Source organism: Cytobacillus spongiae (assembly GCF_021390075.1).
Map to the genome: position 1 here is coordinate 146850 of NZ_CP089998.1, position 15783 is coordinate 162632.

Genomic DNA, 15783 nt, shown 5'->3' on the forward strand with positions numbered 1-15783 from the left:
ATGGATACTATACCGACATTGACGGCGAAAGAACAACGGACCATTTTCTTGCGCCTAATCAAATATGCTAAGCCGCATAAAAAAAAGATTGCATTCGCTTTTTCATTACTGCTTCTGACAACCATAGGTGACGTCTTAGGGCCGATCATCATTAAAATCTTTATTGATGATTACTTAACACCCGGAAAATTTCCTTATGGTCCACTTGTCGGGTTGGCAGCATCTTATTTATTGATCTTATTGATCAATGTATTGATCTCTTACTTTCAATTGCTGAAATTCCAAGAAATTGCGTTGAAAATCATTCAACAACTGCGAGTGGATGTGTTCACGAAGGTACAGAGTTTAGGAATGAGGTATTTTGACAAAACTCCCGCAGGAAGTATCGTGTCACGGGTAACGAATGATACAGAAGCCATTAAAGATATGTTTGTAAGTGTCCTTGTGTCCTTTATTCAAGGATCCTTCCTATTGACGGGAATCTTCATTGCCATGTTTGCGCTCAATACGAGGCTTGCATTCTTCTGTTTATTCATTCTGCCGGTCATATTTATGATTATGAAGCTTTACCGTAAATATAGCGCTGTCTTTTATCAGGATTTGCGTGAAAGGTTAAGTCAGCTTAATGCAAAGCTAAGTGAATCCCTTCAGGGGATGGCTATCATTCAAGTATTTAGACAGGAAAAGAGATTAAGGGAAGAATTCGGAGACATAAATACTAAACACTATTTAGCAGGCATGAAAAATATTAAAGTGGACGGATTATTATTAAGACCTGCCATAGATCTTGTTTATGTGGCTGCTTTAATAGTGGTGTTAAGCTATTTTGGTGTGACCTCCTTCAATCAGCCAATAGAAATAGGAGTGTTGTACGCTTTTGTGAATTATCTGGACCGTTTCTTTGAACCGGTCAATCAAATTATGATGAGGCTGTCGATGTTTCAACAGGCAATCATCGCCTCTTCACGCGTCTTCAAACTACTTGATGAAGAAGAACTTTCACCTGGGCAAAACGTGGATAAACCAACGAAAGAAACGATCAGTGCAGGTGAGGTCACATTTGACAATGTTTCGTTCTCATATGATGGCAGGAAAGATGTATTAAAGAAAATTTCATTCACAGCAAGACCGGGTGAAACAGTCGCACTGGTCGGGCATACAGGTAGCGGGAAAAGCTCCATCATCAATTTACTCATGAGGTTCTATGAATTCGAGCGTGGTGATATAAAGATAGACGGCCAAAGCATTAAAGCATATCCAATGGAGGAATTAAGGGCGAAAATGGGGCTTGTCCTACAAGATCCATTTCTTTTCTTCGGCACCGTCAGGGACAATATTAAGCTATATGACGAAGCTATGAAGGATAAAGAAGTGGAAGAAGCAGCAAGATTCGTCCAGGCGAGTTCATTTATTGAAAAGTTGCCTGACCAATATGGGCATGCGGTGGTTGAAAGGGGTTCGACGTTTTCGAGCGGTCAAAGACAGTTGATTGCATTTGCAAGGACTGTAGCAACAAAGCCTAAAATCCTTGTCTTAGACGAAGCGACAGCCAATATCGATACAGAAACCGAAGACAGCATCCAGGAAGCGCTATCGAGCATGAGAAAAGGAAGAACGACGATTGCGATTGCACACAGGCTTTCTACCATTCAAGATGCTGACCTTATCCTGGTTCTTCATCAAGGAGAGATTGTCGAAAGGGGAAGTCATCAGGAATTACTCGTTCAGAAAGGGATTTATCACAAGATGTACCTGCTTCAAAATGGTTTAGTGGAAGGTATGGAGGATGCCATCTCGAATACATGAAGGAATGAAAGGCAGGCTCATGATCAGAGCCTGCCTTTTCCTTCATGTATATATAGTAGAGTTGTATAATTGTAATCAACAAGATGCCTTAACTCATTTGTGGCGAGCACTTTTTTATGTATAAGGAGTTGTAGCTATTTAACAGACGATCAAGTTCCTGACTAAATTGAATAGCTTGGGGTGATGTGAGTCCATTTTCAGCGACAATATCAATTAATTGAGCACGCTTTTTTTCAATTCGTTCGAGAAGCTCTTTTTTAGACACGGCTGTTTCCTTTCTTTTGTATGTCCTTACATATGGAATACAAAACTAGTAATAACTGTAACTTTTTATAAGTATAACGAAATTAAATCAAATTTTCAAAGTAAAATTAACGGAATTCTAAAAAGAAAAGAGAGTTTAATACAAATGAAAAAGTAGAATGTGCATGTAATATAATGGTCACAAATCTTTCACATAAACATTCCTCATAGAATTCGGGTTTCTTTGATAGAATAAGGTATATACTAAAAAGTAGGAGTTGTAAAAATGTCAGATATTAATATTTTCTTAGCATTTGGGGCCGGTTTCCTGAGCTTTATATCCCCTTGCTGCCTGCCGTTGTATCCCGCTTTTCTATCTTATATAACAGGGATGAGCGTTAATGAGCTCAAGGCGGATAATGCATTACTACAAAGAAGAGGCTTATTACATACGTTATTTTTCTTAGTCGGTTTCTCGGCAATCTTTATTGCCATCGGATTTGGTACGTCTCTTATCGGAAGCTTCTTTTTAGACTATAAAGATCTCATTCGACAGTTGGGAGCAATCTTCATTGTGGTGTTTGGATTAATCGTCATCGGCGTGTTTACTCCAGAATCCCTGATGAAGGACCGTCGCTTCGAGTTCAAGAACAGGCCGGCGGGATATATGGGTTCCGTGTTGATAGGTATGGCTTTCGCTGCAGGGTGGACACCATGTACAGGCCCGATTCTTGCTTCTGTTCTGGCCCTTGCTGCTACAAATCCTGGCTCGGGGGTCATTTATATGACGTCTTACGTCCTGGGATTTGCGATTCCCTTTTTCATTCTGTCATTCTTCATTGGGAGAATGCAGTGGATCAGAAAGAATAGTGGAAAGATCGTAAAAGTGGGTGGCTACGTTATGATTGCTGTAGGGATTATGCTGTTCTTTGATTGGATGACGGTCATTCTTGCCTATTTCACTTCGATGTTTGGGGGATTCACTGGTTTTTAATCCAACCCAATTTATAATAAAATATACAATGAATTACGTTTTATGGTATAGTTTAATTGGATGAATCAGGAAATGAGATTCAATAGACATCGGGTAGGCTTATAGAGGAGGAAACATCTGTGGCAACGATACTTGTAGTGGATGATGCGAAATTTATGAGAATGACTCTTGGAAACATGCTTTCCTCCGGCGGTCACGAGGTCGTAGGGGAAGCGGGAAATGGACTTACTGCCGTAGAAAAGTATCGCGAGCTTCAGCCGGACCTTGTAACGATGGACATCACGATGCCTGAGTTGGATGGAATAGAAGCGGTCAAAAGGATTTTATCGGAGTTCCCCCAGGCGAAAGTCATCATGTGTTCTGCCATGGGACAACAGAAAGTAGTGGTGGAAGCCATCGAAGCAGGAGCCAAGGATTTTATAGTGAAACCCTTTGATGATGTGCGTGTGGACGAGGCCATCAAAAGAGTGTTGGGATGATCATATCGAAAGAGAGATGAATGCTTTTATTCATTCTCTCTTTTTTTGTGTTTTCGTTTTTCTTTCATTTCAGCTATAATAGGGGATAGATTAAAAGTAGAAAGTAAAAGGATGATGATTATGATGATTGCTTCATCCATTGTAGCGATTTGTATGGGTATCATGGTGATCTTTATAAGAATGAAGGCCCAGAAAAAACCGGTAAGCGGCAGGAAGATTATTTTACCCCCTTTGTTCATGAGTACGGGTGCTTTAATGTTCTTATTCCCGGTCTTTCGAGTCACGTTGAGTGAGTTTCTTGAAGCCATTACGGTAGGAATGCTTTTTTCTATCTTATTGATTAAAACCTCAAAATTCGAAATTCGTGATAACGATATCTATTTAAAGCGATCTAAAGCGTTCGCGTTTATTTTAATGGGGCTTCTGCTGATCAGGATAGTGGCCAAGTCAATACTCAGTGCTTCGATTGATTACGGTGAGCTAAGCGGAATGTTTTGGATTCTTGCCTTTGGTATGATTGTACCTTGGAGAATCACCATGTATCTGCAATACAGGAAACTTCACCAAGAGCAACAGGATTTAACGACGAATTCAATATAATTCATTGTGGAAATAGCAGGGTGTTGCTTATCACCCTGCTATTTTTTTATCGTAGGTTTCTGCTTTATATGCATGACATAAAAAATCACTCTGCCAATAAAAGCAACAAATTTTACGGAAACAGTATGATGAAGGTGCCAATGAATAGAAATTTTTTCATCTCAGATTACGCTTTCTTTACAGAAGGTATCAATATGCTTAGAGAAGTATCATTTGGGGCAAAGAAAAGATGGAAAGAATAACAAGAGCTACAGGTGGGATGAAAGTTGTTTACGTTAGCAGATATTTGGACGTTTTTTCTGGCATTTTTCCTGACCTTGCCCATGGTAACCATTGTCCATGAGGCTGGTCATGTTCTCACGGCCCGTCTATTCGGAGCAAAGATCAAATTCTGTATTGGGACTGGAAAGCGTCTATTCAATATCGGTCCCCTGGAAGTGAAGAGAATGTACTTTATGGAAGGATGGTGTCAATATACTGAATTGAAATATAACAAGGTGTGGGTCCATGTCCTTATTTATCTTTCTGGAAGTATATTTAATCTGCTGGCAATCCTGGTCATTAATTTCCTGATCTATGAAGGAATCATTCCTGTTCACCTCTTTTTCTATCAGTTTGCCTATTTTTCCGTGTACTTTATCTTCTTTTCCTTATTTCCATTTCGCAACGGACAAGGGAAACCGAGTGACGGACAAGCAGTCCTTGACGTCATCAGATATGGAAAGGCAGAAGATCCCATCGACTAATCATAGAAAAAAGGTAAACGATGATCGTTTACCTTTTTTTGCTTCGTTTCCATTTAAAGAACAGAAATGCAGCACCCAACATAAATATTAAATAAAGTACAATCGGAATTATAAGTATCGATCCCATTTCATTCCCCTTTCAATACCTAGAACAACCCTTCGTAAGGTGTTACATCTATTTGCATTTCGTTTAATTTTTTTCGGAGGAACTTATGGTCCCGTTTAGGTGTCGCCAGGATGTATCCCCTGATGACCAATTCCTTGTTAATGGCTGTCGCATTCTCATTTAACGCCAACTCTCCGATTTTACCGGCAATCTTCTGCTTGGCTACATCCCTGAATAATTCGGGGACGGGTGTAACCAATTCATTGAGCATTTTCTTTTCCTCATCCCCCCATAGGTGGATGGTTTCATTAACATAGTGTTCTTCCCAATCCAAGTCGGATTTACCATCTTCTTTAGGAAATCTCTTTAAAAATTTCCTAAACATAAAGAATCCACCAATAGCAAATGAAGCTACTAGGAACACAACCCAAAATAGTATGAAATATAAGAACCAACCTTCAAGCATGCTTTCACCTCAATCTCCAAAAAGCGAGTGTATCGTATTCATTATAGACAAGCTGAATGCTTGTGACAAGAATATCGCTGTTTTTACAAAAGAAGTCTATACTGTTCTTAATAAGAAATGATATACTAATAATTAACAAAAATCGCGAAAATTCTATCTATTTCGATTCGATACTCGATTTAGGACGGACGGGGGGGCATTGAATGAAATATAGGGGGAGAATAGTATCGGTAATCATCGGGCTTTTATTAGTATTGACGTGGGATTTTATTTATTACTTTGTTCTACAATATCCAGTGGATTTGAATGTGGACATTTTTTTCACTCTGTTGATCCTCTTCATCAGCTATTATATGGGGAAACATTATGACATCAGCCATAAAGAACTAGCTGCATTACGTAAAAGTGAAGAAAGAGTGAAGCTCCTGAATGAAGAAATGCAGCATGTACTTCAAAGTATCGATGAAGTTGTCTTTCATACCAACTCAAAAGGAGAGTTCCAATTTCTGAATCAACCTTGGGAAGACTATACGGGTTATACGGTTAAAGAAAGTCTACATAAAAATGCCCTTCATTTTATTTCCCTTCATGAACGTCATGAAATCCTCAGACTGGTCAGACATAGTATCAGTTTGAAAAAGGATAAAATGAAGATGGACTTTTCCTATCAGAAAAGGGATGGACAATTTCGCTGGGGAGAAGTAAATGTAAAGTTGAGTTATACCGAAGACGGTCACCTCCTTGGAACAGTAGGGACCATTTCAGATATTACCGAAAGAATACATAATGAAGAAGAATTGATTGAAATGAATGAGACATTAGCCATCGAATCTCAAAAACTATCAGTTGCCGGTCAATTAGCAGCCGGTATCGCACATGAAGTCCGTAATCCTTTAACATCGATAAATGGATTTCTACAGTTATTACGAGATGATGCAGATGAGAAGACGAAAGAATACTTGGGGATTGTTTTCTCTGAAATCAAGAGGATTGAACTTGTGCTGAGCGAGTTATTGATTCTGGCCAAACCTCAATCTGTTACATACAAAAAGATTAATATTATTGAAACCCTTGATCATGTTGCCAGATTATTGAATACGAATGCCATCTTATATAATATAGAAATTTTAACCGATTTTCATGAAAGGGAACTGTATATTCGAGGCGATGAAAATCAGTTGAAACAAGTGTTTATTAATTTGATTAAAAACGCGATAGAAGCGATGCCTCACGGAGGCACGATTACAGTGATGGCATGCATGATTTCTAAGAATAAAGTTCAATTAACCTTTAAAGATGAGGGGGTAGGGATGAAGAAGGAAACGCTGGATAAACTGGGAGAGCCCTTTTTCACCACGAAAACAAAAGGAACAGGTTTAGGCCTGACGATATGCCTTAGGATCCTTCGTGATCATGGTGCAGATATTGGTGTGCAAAGCGAACAGGGGGAAGGAACCACCTTCCACATCACTCTCGATGGGGTTCAGGCTTCTGAGAGAAAAAGAAGAGAGAATATGCAGACTCACTGAAAATAAAGAGCCCCCATGAGATCATTCATGGGGGCTCATAATATGTAGAAAATTCTATTCTTATCCTAAGTGGCGGGACTGCCTGGGAATCGAACCCAGCGGAGACGGCACGCGCCTCCCAAGAGGTTTTGAAGACCGAGGCATGCACCAGCAACACAATCAGCCCCATGTAATGTTGTTAAATCAATGTTTTTATAACCATTAACTAGGTTTAAGTCCAATATTACCACTAGGTTTCCTTTATAAACCACTAGGTCTATTATACATACTTCTATAATATTTTCAAAAGATAAGTGTTAATTTCCATACCTTAATTCAAAATGACTTCAAAATGTATTTTTTTGTTAAAATAAATTGAAATTTATGGTAAAATGGAGAAAAAGGGGGGATGGAGATTATGAAAAGAGTTGTTCTCACTGGAAATGGATTATCAATGGCTCTCAATAGGGATTTTGGATTAAAATCTATAACAGAAAGATTTTTTAACAGGTTAGATGAAGAGCATAAGGAGTTTATAAAGCACCATATGCAAGAAAACTATTCACAAATAGACTTTGAAGAAGCAATTGCATCAATTGAACAAGTATATGACTCACTAGCCCATTACAATGGATTCTTGGCAGGTGAGAAAGGGCAGAATTTTCTAGAAGCCTATAAGTTAAAAAATAGTGAGTTTGAAGCCCATATAAGTGCAATTCAAAATATAATTCATCAATACACTTCATCTATTCTTGATTTAATAATTGACAATGTTAAACACAGAGATATTTCTGAAAAGCTACAACCTTTTGTAGACTGGTTAGTAGAAACCATTGATACCTCTGGGGAAATAGATTTATTTACCCTTAACTTTGACTTGCTTCTTGAAACCATCTTGCTTAACTATTATGAAAAAGATAAATTTGCAGACTTTCATTATTTAGGTAAGAGATGGGATCAAATAGAAAACCAATATCAGTATTATTTTGATCCTGACAGAAGCAGACAAATCCACCAAGTGAATTATGAAAACAATGTGAGATTGCACCATCTACATGGTTCATTGTCTTCATTTAAAGATGTTACTAGTGGAAGGCTTTTTAAGATTACTACTCAGTCATTGAGGGATAATAACTTATATGAAAATATTTTTGAAAAAGGTGTAATTCCTTCAATTGTAACTGGTGGAGGGAAAAGCCTTAAGGTTCAACAAAATCCATTCCATTTCTATTACAATGAGTTTAAGAAGAAAATGGTTATTGAAGATTCATTATGTGATGAGCTCTACATAATTGGTTATAGTTTTAGAGATGAGCATATAAACAAAGCAATATCTAATAGGCTTGAATTAACAAGAAAAAGAAAAGATCCCAAGCCACTTAATTTAGTTATTGTTGATTATGCAAGTGATGAAGCTTCAAAAATAGATTTTGTTAATAGGGTAAACAGCAGCTTAAAAATTCCTCAAAGAAATTTATTCACTATTGAAAGTGAAAATATACTATTTGGTGGAGCAAACAGTATAAAGGACTTGTTAGTAGAAGCTTGAGGCATTAATTTGCCTCTTTTTTATATGAACACAAAAAATGGAAATATTGTTATAATTAATTTAATAAACATTTAGAAAAATAGGAGTGGGCAACATGATACCTCAATTTAAAGGTTTTGTTGGTTATAATGATTTAGAGTTTGAAGTCTTATGGGAAAATGCAATATTTGTTGTTGATACAAATATATTAATCAATTTTTATAAATACACTACTAAGGAGTCTACTAAAAGCTTACTGGATATTCTAAAGAAACTAAAAGAATCTAATAGGCTATGGATACCACACCAAGTAGCACTTGAGTACTTTTTTAATTATGAAGACAATATGTTCAAACAAAAGGAAGGGTACGATTTTCTTGGCAAGGAGTTAGAAAAGTTAAAAGAAGAAGCTAGAAAAACTTTAAGTAGAGTAAAATCAAAGCACCCTTACATAATGACTGAAGACTTTGACTTAATAATTGATAGCATAGAGCAGTCCAATAACAAACTACATCAAAAAATAGAAAATGAAGTAAATAGTTTACCTGATTCTTTGGATATTAAAGAGGATATATTAAAACTTCTTGAAGGGATAGTGGGTGAACCATATAATCAAAAAAGGATTGATGAGATAGAGAAAGAGGGGAAAGTTAGATATGAATATAATGTTCCTCCAGGTTTTAAAGATAAATCAGAAACAAAACTCAATTATAGAACTTATGGAGACTTTAGATATCAACAATTATATGGGGATTTAATTGTTTGGTTTCAAATTATTGACAGAGCTAAGAATGAAAAGAGCCCAACACCAATTATTCTAATTACAGAAGATAGAAAAGAGGATTGGTGGGAAAAAGAAAATGGAAAACTTAAAAGGCCTCAACCACAATTACTTCAAGAGTTCTTGAATAAGACAAGTCAAAACTTTTACATGTACAGAACAGATGAATTCATTAGAAATGCAATGAAGTATTTAGGGGCAGATGTATCCCCAGAACAAGCAGAAGAATTTACAAAGGAAGTTGAGCAAATCAGGAAATTAGAAGAAGAATATAGTAAAGCAAATTTAGAGCTAGATAAAGAATTCATGGAGGAAATAAACAATAACATTAAGTATGATTTAAGGAATCATATAAATATAAATAAGTTAATTGAGATTATGCCTAAGGATGTGAAGGAACAGTTTGACAAAAGAGTAAGTTTAGCTTTCTCAGTTGATTCAACACCTGAAACATCAAGAACTAAATACAATCATGCATTGCAATGGGCAGTGAAATTATCCATTGATCCTTTAGAAAGAAAAATAAGAGATTTATTAGGGAAAATTGCTCTGGAGGATTACAACACAGCAGAAGACTATATTGAATTAATGAAATCTTTGCCCAATTCTACAACTGAAAGAGGGATGGCATTAATTTCACTAATTGAAGAACTTGAGAGAGAGCTGGTAAGCATTCAAATAAAAAATGGAGCTTTACCTTTCTAATTGTAGTAACTCCTAAATGTAAAATCACTTGAAAAAAATAATTTGAGTGAATAAAGATGTTTGAAGATAAAAGTGAGGTATTTCTAGCAGAAAAACTGAATTACACAAGGGGAGTTCTAGTCCAAATCATCAGCTATTAGACTTGTGTGATCAAAATATAAGAGAAGAATGTATAGGTGTTTATGTACAGAAGGCAAGAAAACTTTTTGATATAGGGTTGTTGACCATGCAGTACTAGATTACTGGAACAGAGCAATGACTGATGTCAAAGATAGGCTTACTGTATATGGTTTTTAGCATTTTTCTGTGTAACTAAACTATAAAATCAAGTCAAGAGAAGAATTAGATAATAATGCAAAGCAAAAGATATAAGGTTATTTAGGTAGAACAAATAAGAATAATCAAAATGCAATAGGCTTGGCAATGTTTTTATTTATATCTGTTAAATAAGAAAATGGTGGGGTGTCTTAATGAAGTATTACGGAGTAAGAAATGGCAAAATCAACTTAGATGATTTGAAAATTAGTTTCAAGAGATTCAGAGAATTTTTTCTAGATGTTTATTTTTATTTTGAAAATAGAGGTGACTTTAAGTTAGCTCTAGAGGGTATTGGGCATAGACCCAGATTAATGAAACCAAGCCCGGAAGCATTTTTATTTAATCATGTAGGGAATGTCAATGTGTTTCCTATAGAAGAGTTTGGACATAGACTAAAAATGGACACGGTATTCACACTTATTGAGGTTTTACATCAGTATATTTGGAAACTTGAAGACCTAGGGGATTTTGACTTATATTTGGAAGCTGAAAGTACCGCCAAAAAGGAGTTTAGAGAAGAAATAAATAAATACTTAATGCACTTAGATGAAGGATACATATTAACTGAGAAGGGATACATAATTGATTTACCAGATGATGGATTAGGGAATCTAATTACAAGTGATCTGCCCCCTCAAACAACTGATACAGTAACAGAGCAGGTAGAAACAGCAATAAAAATGTTCTTCAAATATGATTCAAACTTAGAAGAAAAAAGGAAGGCAATAAATATATTAGCCGATATTCTAGAGCCTTATAGAAAAGACTTGAAAAATTATACAACAGATAAACATGATACAATGATTTTTAGCATTGTAAATAATTATGGTATCAGACATAATAATCTACAACAAAAAGAAGAGTATGAAAAACCTATTTGGTACCAGTGGATGTTCCATTATTATTTATCAACAGTACATGCAGTATTAAATTTAAAAGAGGAACACCTAAAGTAAGATAAAAACATGTTTGTCTTTTGGGAGGAAGCATGAGTAAAGAAGGAATAACAAAGATTGATGCAGCCTTGTTAATAGCCATTGCCTCAGGAGTAGGATATGGAGTAGTCTATATTTATGAATTAAATTTTTTAAGCTATTACTATTTACCAGACATGTACATTGACTTCAATTTGAAGACAATAGTGAGACCACTTATGTTGATAGTATTTTTATTTTCACTTGTTTTATTAATTGATTCCTTTTACAACAACAAATATAAGCCAATGCCTCAAAGAATTCTAGAATATATAGGAATTAAAGTAAATATTTATTTTATTCTAGGTATCACAATATTTTCCTTAGCAATACTTGCAGGCTATATTGGGGATAGTAATGCATCAAGTAAAAAAGAGTATCAAGTAATTAGAAAAGAAGATGGATTATATCTTGCTGTTTATAAGTATAATGAAAGTTTAATAATTGCACCTGTAGATGTAAAAAAGGGGATAATCTTACCCAATTACCAATTAGTAAAGATAAGCTCAATAAAAAATTCTGAAATAGTAAGATTTGAAGAGGGTATAGACGTAAAGAAAATAAAAAATAACACAGAATTTGAAAAGTAATTATTACTCCAAACCTGCTCTCCAAACACAGGGCTCATTCTGAAGAAACAAACCCCATAGAGGTCAAATTATCAAAAAGAAGGGGCAGGGTGGTAGAAGAAACTCACACCAATACCCCCACATGAGTAGAATAGCAATATTCCTAGACTTAATTATGAACAAAGTGAGAACAGGATAAAAATTTAACACAATTGTAACATTAGAGAAAAATTTGGTAAGAACAGCCTTGATCCTTAGAGCCACAAGGGATAGAAGGTTTTTTAGAGGTTTAGAATGTACCCCTACAAGCAGGAACTTTATTAAGTAGAGTGGGGGAAACCTTTAGGAAGGGGGCAAAGGTTTTTGCCCAAGAGATTTTAAAAGATAGAAAAGCTTGAAAAGCTTTTAGGCTGAAAGCCTAACAAGAAAGTATTCTTGTTCTTAAGTACAAATAGTATTTGGTGAAAAACCAATAAGTACATTAAATACATAAATAAGTAGAAAAGAAGGCTAGGCAGTATCATAAATGAACAGTATCTAACTTAAGGCTTGTAATCCATGTGGTTGCAGGTCTTTTTTTATCCCTACCCCCCTGCCCCTATTTGCTCTTTTAAATATGTATCATTGGGGTGTACTCACTTGATACATTTTTGGATTGTTGCTAGAATTGCCTTTATAGTATCTCATATGAGTGTATCAAAAATCAGTGAAGGGAATTACATAAATGTTATATGGTTATGGCAGGGTTTCTAGTAAGGGGCAGAATCTTCAAGCCCAAATAGAACAGTTAAAGGTATATGGTTGTGAGAAGATTTATAAAGAAAAGGTTAGTGGAAGATCATTAGAGAAAAGAGAACAATTCACAAAGTTGATTAGAACTGTTCAATCAGGAGATAAAATTGTTGTTACTAAACTAGATAGGTTTGCAAGGTCAACTAAGGATGCTCTTAATACTATTGATTTACTTAATAATAAAGGTGTCTCACTGGTGGTACTAAATATGGGTGGAGATATTCTTGATACTTCAACACCCATAGGTAAATTAATGGTTACAGTACTAGCTGGTATATCTGAATTTGAAGCAGATATGATAAAAGAAAGGCAGATAGAAGGCATTGAGAGGGCAAAAGAGAGGGGTGTCTATAAGGGAAGACCTAAAACATATACTGACAAGCATAAAGGCTTAGAGCATGCTTTAGAGTTGATTAAAAATAGGAATGAAAATAAAATGACAGTCAATCAAATTTCTGAAATAACAGGAATCAGTAGAGCAACTTTATACAGGGAAGGGAAACTTTAAGGGCTGAATTTAGCTCTTTTTTTTATTGGTTAAAAAATGCATGATACTTTTTTAAAAGTAATCTATAAGTTCTTGCTCAGAATAATTCCATCATATTGCCCCTAATGTAAAGCTTCTTAATAATTTAATTAATCAATTTAAATAGAATTGTGATTTGAATCCATTGAAAATGAGAGTAGTTATTAATATTTAATTTGGATACTTAATATTTTAAGTGATTCTGACATTTATCAATCTTAGTTTTAAGGGGGTTACCCTTTTAAAAATTACAGGGGTGGCTATTTCCATTTGGCACTACACTAAATATATTTTTTGATTTTTGTTTTTTATGTCTGTAAAACCCCTACATTGATGAACTTTATATATTAGAAGGGGATATTAGAGACAGAGTAGTCTTGATATTATTCTTCTAATTAATGACTTGAATTTCTCTTCAAGTTATTTCACCTTATTGAATTAGATTGAGTACTAATTCCTTCAAAAGTCATCCTGTATCTTTAATATAGGATGGCTGCTTTTTAATTATGAGAAAAACGAATGGCATATAGAATATAAAGAAAATGGAGGCTTTAATATGAGAAACAATGTAGAGAAAATGGGGCAGATGAATGTTGCCAGTATTGCAAATAAATATCTAGACAAGGCACAAAGTAAAGTGACTGATTTTGCTTCAGAGGTTAGTTTCAATAAGTATGAAGAGAAGGCAGAAGCAAATAGGGAAAATGCAGTAATTAAATTAAAATCAGGACAAACAGTAAATGTAACAGAGGGATCAATGCTATATGAAAAAGTAAAAAACTATGCTCAGTCTAATTTCTTAATGATTAATTCTGAAAGGTTCTTAAATCCTTCTGAGATTGCAGAATTTATTGACATAGATTTTTCAATTGATTATTCAACAAAGGATATAAAGGTTGAAGAAGAAGATATTGATAAAAACTGGAGAAGTGTATTTTATCCAGATGAGGATCAAAAATAATTATTTGAGAAGAAAAGGAGTGTTTCATTTTGCCTGAGAAAGAGCAACTCACCCAAGAAGAATTAGATGAAATCATGAAAGAAGCTTATGATGTTGATTTAAATCAATAAGAACACCTCAAGGGTAATAGCTATTCCAATATTATTGGGGCTGTTGCCTTTTTTTATTTAGGAAAAGGAGGGATGAAAAAATGCACAATTTATGCCAGGAGCTAAGAGAAAGAAGAAATAAGCTAGGGTTATCTCAAGCAAAACTTTGCAAGTTTTTAAAAATTCCACTTGCCACATATGAAAAAATTGAGTCAGGAAGAAGAGCAGTCCCTAAAACACAAGCATATAAGCTGAATGTGTACAAACATCTAAGGGATGAAGATGTTTTGATAGCAATATATCACAAAAAAACTATTAAAGACTTATACACTAACCATTAAGTCCAAGTGTTGCCAAGAAATTAAGAGGCATTTTCACCTGAAAGAATGTAAGATCTTATAGGAGTAAAAAAAGATGCTAAAAACTCAAAGAAAAGCCTTCACTAAATGTGAGGGTTCATTCTCTTAAAGTGTCTTCAAGGTCTTCAAATAATTTGATAGCTTCCTCTAATTCAATAGCTATATCATTCCGAGGGGTTGGCTTATCACAAATTGATAAACCAATATGAGCTAATTTCAACTTAATTTCAGCCAACTGGGCGACTAATCCAAAGTAATTTCCATCCATTTTTTTTCTCACTCTTTACCATGAAGGAAATTGATAATCTTACTTAAATCATTATGTATTTATCAATTCTTCATATTATATTTACCTCTACTGCTTCTATCTATCCAAAGAATCCCCTGTATATCAATATATTAATGTATATCTGTATGCTCCTCCTGCCCCTATAACCTGACTTTTTATACCCTACAACATTGAACTTTATATCTTGAAAGAAGTTTTTTTATATATATAAAACTACAAATGAACTACAAAGAGGAAGGGGGTGAGGAAGTGAAGGGTTACAAACCAACTAGTTTTAGATTTCCACAAAGCATAATAGGGAAAATTGAGGAATTAGCTAAAGAAAAAAAGGGTGAGTTAGGATTTCACAAGATGATTACCAAAAGTGATATGGTAACGATTTTAGTTAACCAAGCATATGATCAGTTACTTAAAGATAAATCTAATAAGAAGGTGAAATAAATATGAGGTTAGAGAAAAACCTTTATAAGAAAGCAAATAGGTACTATGTGAATGTAATGAGAAAAGGGGTGGATTTTAGTGCCTCCTTTTTAAGTATTGAGGATGCTAGGCATTATCTTTCAGAAGTGAGATCAATTCAACATGGGGCAAGGGAGTGGCAACAAAAAGGGATTGAATATAAGGGGCAGGCTTATATTGTTCTATCTAGAAATGAAAAAATCCATCCAGTAAATGTTGACTTAGACATGGTTGATGAACTAATGAAAGTGAACTGGTGCATAACTAAAAATGGTTATGCTTATGGCTTTTTGAATGGAAAGAGATTATTTATGCATCAATATGTAATGCCAAGTGAGAAAAAAGGTTATGTTGTCAACCATATTAATCATAATAAACTTGATAATAGAAGAGAAAACTTAGAAGTTATAACACATCAAGAAAACATAACAAAAGGATACCAATATAAAAAGGGTAAGCTTTATGCTTAACCCTTTACTTATATC

The 15783-nt window shown here is 34.8% G+C and carries 18 protein-coding genes and 1 tRNA gene; 15 read left to right on the forward strand and 4 right to left on the reverse strand.

What is annotated here, in order from left to right:
- A complete protein-coding gene (locus LS684_RS21220) occupies positions 1-1806 on the forward strand; it encodes an ABC transporter ATP-binding protein (RefSeq protein ID WP_233811815.1) in 1806 nt (601 codons plus the stop codon).
- An 88-nt stretch (positions 1807-1894) separates the two neighbouring features.
- On the opposite strand, the gene LS684_RS21225 is transcribed toward LS684_RS21220, so the two are convergent.
- A complete protein-coding gene (locus LS684_RS21225; RefSeq protein ID WP_113968098.1) occupies positions 1895-2071 on the reverse strand; it encodes an aspartyl-phosphate phosphatase Spo0E family protein in 177 nt (58 codons plus the stop codon).
- A gap of 264 nt (positions 2072-2335) precedes the next feature.
- Between LS684_RS21225 and LS684_RS21230 the strand changes: the two genes are divergently transcribed.
- The 4 genes from LS684_RS21230 to LS684_RS21245 all read left to right on the forward strand — a co-directional run bounded on the left by LS684_RS21230 (position 2336) and on the right by LS684_RS21245 (position 4868).
- Entirely contained in the window at positions 2336-3043 is a 708-nt protein-coding gene (locus LS684_RS21230) for a cytochrome c biogenesis CcdA family protein (RefSeq protein WP_169215881.1), read from the forward strand.
- 119 nt (positions 3044-3162) lie between these two features.
- The gene (locus tag LS684_RS21235; protein ID WP_267930441.1) at positions 3163-3522 is read left to right on the forward strand and encodes a response regulator; all 360 of its coding nucleotides are present in this window, start codon (positions 3163-3165) and stop codon (positions 3520-3522) included.
- A gap of 117 nt (positions 3523-3639) precedes the next feature.
- Positions 3640-4122, forward strand: coding sequence for a CcdC family protein (locus tag LS684_RS21240; protein WP_225003791.1), 483 nt, complete (start codon positions 3640-3642; stop codon positions 4120-4122).
- Between the two features lie 266 nt (positions 4123-4388).
- The gene (locus LS684_RS21245) at positions 4389-4868 is read left to right on the forward strand and encodes a site-2 protease family protein (protein WP_169215879.1); all 480 of its coding nucleotides are present in this window, start codon (positions 4389-4391) and stop codon (positions 4866-4868) included.
- Between the two features lie 146 nt (positions 4869-5014).
- Here the strand turns inward: LS684_RS21245 and LS684_RS21250 are convergent, their stop codons facing one another.
- Positions 5015-5440 carry a DUF2621 domain-containing protein gene (locus LS684_RS21250; RefSeq protein WP_169215878.1) on the reverse strand — a complete coding sequence of 142 codons (426 nt, stop codon included), beginning with the start codon at positions 5438-5440 and terminating at the stop codon, positions 5015-5017.
- Between the two features lie 203 nt (positions 5441-5643).
- On the opposite strand from LS684_RS21250, the gene LS684_RS21255 reads away from it, so the two are divergent.
- The gene (locus LS684_RS21255) at positions 5644-6969 is read left to right on the forward strand and encodes an ATP-binding protein (RefSeq protein WP_233811816.1); all 1326 of its coding nucleotides are present in this window, start codon (positions 5644-5646) and stop codon (positions 6967-6969) included.
- A 70-nt stretch (positions 6970-7039) separates the two neighbouring features.
- Here LS684_RS21255 and LS684_RS21260 read toward each other — a convergent pair.
- Positions 7040-7136, reverse strand: a tRNA-Sec gene (locus LS684_RS21260).
- Positions 7137-7366: 230 nt separating this feature from the next.
- Between LS684_RS21260 and LS684_RS21265 the strand changes: the two genes are divergently transcribed.
- From LS684_RS21265 to LS684_RS21295, 7 genes are all read left to right on the forward strand, one after another.
- Entirely contained in the window at positions 7367-8497 is a 1131-nt protein-coding gene (locus LS684_RS21265; protein ID WP_233811817.1) for an SIR2 family protein, read from the forward strand.
- Between the two features lie 94 nt (positions 8498-8591).
- Positions 8592-9962 (forward strand): PIN-like domain-containing protein, encoded by a 1371-nt coding sequence (locus LS684_RS21270; RefSeq protein WP_233811818.1) that lies wholly within the window; start codon positions 8592-8594, stop codon positions 9960-9962.
- Positions 9963-10432: 470 nt separating this feature from the next.
- Positions 10433-11236 carry a hypothetical protein gene (locus LS684_RS21275; RefSeq protein WP_233811819.1) on the forward strand — a complete coding sequence of 268 codons (804 nt, stop codon included), beginning with the start codon at positions 10433-10435 and terminating at the stop codon, positions 11234-11236.
- A gap of 32 nt (positions 11237-11268) precedes the next feature.
- On the forward strand, positions 11269-11844 hold the full coding sequence (locus LS684_RS21280; protein ID WP_233811820.1) for a hypothetical protein: 576 nt from the start codon (positions 11269-11271) through the stop codon (positions 11842-11844).
- A 703-nt stretch (positions 11845-12547) separates the two neighbouring features.
- Positions 12548-13123 carry a recombinase family protein gene (locus tag LS684_RS21285; protein WP_233811821.1) on the forward strand — a complete coding sequence of 192 codons (576 nt, stop codon included), beginning with the start codon at positions 12548-12550 and terminating at the stop codon, positions 13121-13123.
- Between the two features lie 574 nt (positions 13124-13697).
- Positions 13698-14102: a hypothetical protein gene (locus LS684_RS21290; RefSeq protein ID WP_233811822.1), complete on the forward strand. Its 405-nt coding sequence runs from the start codon at positions 13698-13700 to the stop codon at positions 14100-14102.
- A 190-nt stretch (positions 14103-14292) separates the two neighbouring features.
- The gene (locus LS684_RS21295) at positions 14293-14532 is read left to right on the forward strand and encodes a helix-turn-helix domain-containing protein (RefSeq protein ID WP_233811823.1); all 240 of its coding nucleotides are present in this window, start codon (positions 14293-14295) and stop codon (positions 14530-14532) included.
- A 115-nt stretch (positions 14533-14647) separates the two neighbouring features.
- Here the strand turns inward: LS684_RS21295 and LS684_RS21300 are convergent, their stop codons facing one another.
- Positions 14648-14818: a hypothetical protein gene (locus LS684_RS21300; protein ID WP_233811824.1), complete on the reverse strand. Its 171-nt coding sequence runs from the start codon at positions 14816-14818 to the stop codon at positions 14648-14650.
- 270 nt (positions 14819-15088) lie between these two features.
- Between LS684_RS21300 and LS684_RS21305 the strand changes: the two genes are divergently transcribed.
- Together LS684_RS21305 and LS684_RS21310 are read left to right on the forward strand one after the other, a co-directional pair.
- The gene (locus LS684_RS21305) at positions 15089-15280 is read left to right on the forward strand and encodes a hypothetical protein (RefSeq protein ID WP_233811825.1); all 192 of its coding nucleotides are present in this window, start codon (positions 15089-15091) and stop codon (positions 15278-15280) included.
- 2 nt (positions 15281-15282) lie between these two features.
- Entirely contained in the window at positions 15283-15768 is a 486-nt protein-coding gene (locus LS684_RS21310) for an HNH endonuclease signature motif containing protein (protein WP_233811826.1), read from the forward strand.
- Positions 15769-15783 lie beyond the last annotated feature (15 nt).

Coding starts and splice junctions, on each gene's coding strand:
- LS684_RS21220 (WP_233811815.1), top strand. CDS start 1: ATGGATACTATACCGACATTGACGGCGAAAGAACAACGGACCATTTTC.
- LS684_RS21230 (WP_169215881.1), top strand. CDS start 2,336: ATGTCAGATATTAATATTTTCTTAGCATTTGGGGCCGGTTTCCTGAGC.
- LS684_RS21250 (WP_169215878.1), bottom strand. CDS start 5,440: ATGCTTGAAGGTTGGTTCTTATATTTCATACTATTTTGGGTTGTGTTC.
- LS684_RS21255 (WP_233811816.1), top strand. CDS start 5,644: ATGAAATATAGGGGGAGAATAGTATCGGTAATCATCGGGCTTTTATTA.
- LS684_RS21265 (WP_233811817.1), top strand. CDS start 7,367: ATGAAAAGAGTTGTTCTCACTGGAAATGGATTATCAATGGCTCTCAAT.
- LS684_RS21270 (WP_233811818.1), top strand. CDS start 8,592: ATGATACCTCAATTTAAAGGTTTTGTTGGTTATAATGATTTAGAGTTT.
- LS684_RS21275 (WP_233811819.1), top strand. CDS start 10,433: ATGAAGTATTACGGAGTAAGAAATGGCAAAATCAACTTAGATGATTTG.
- LS684_RS21280 (WP_233811820.1), top strand. CDS start 11,269: ATGAGTAAAGAAGGAATAACAAAGATTGATGCAGCCTTGTTAATAGCC.
- LS684_RS21285 (WP_233811821.1), top strand. CDS start 12,548: ATGTTATATGGTTATGGCAGGGTTTCTAGTAAGGGGCAGAATCTTCAA.
- LS684_RS21290 (WP_233811822.1), top strand. CDS start 13,698: ATGAGAAACAATGTAGAGAAAATGGGGCAGATGAATGTTGCCAGTATT.
- LS684_RS21295 (WP_233811823.1), top strand. CDS start 14,293: ATGCACAATTTATGCCAGGAGCTAAGAGAAAGAAGAAATAAGCTAGGG.
- LS684_RS21300 (WP_233811824.1), bottom strand. CDS start 14,818: ATGGATGGAAATTACTTTGGATTAGTCGCCCAGTTGGCTGAAATTAAG.
- LS684_RS21310 (WP_233811826.1), top strand. CDS start 15,283: ATGAGGTTAGAGAAAAACCTTTATAAGAAAGCAAATAGGTACTATGTG.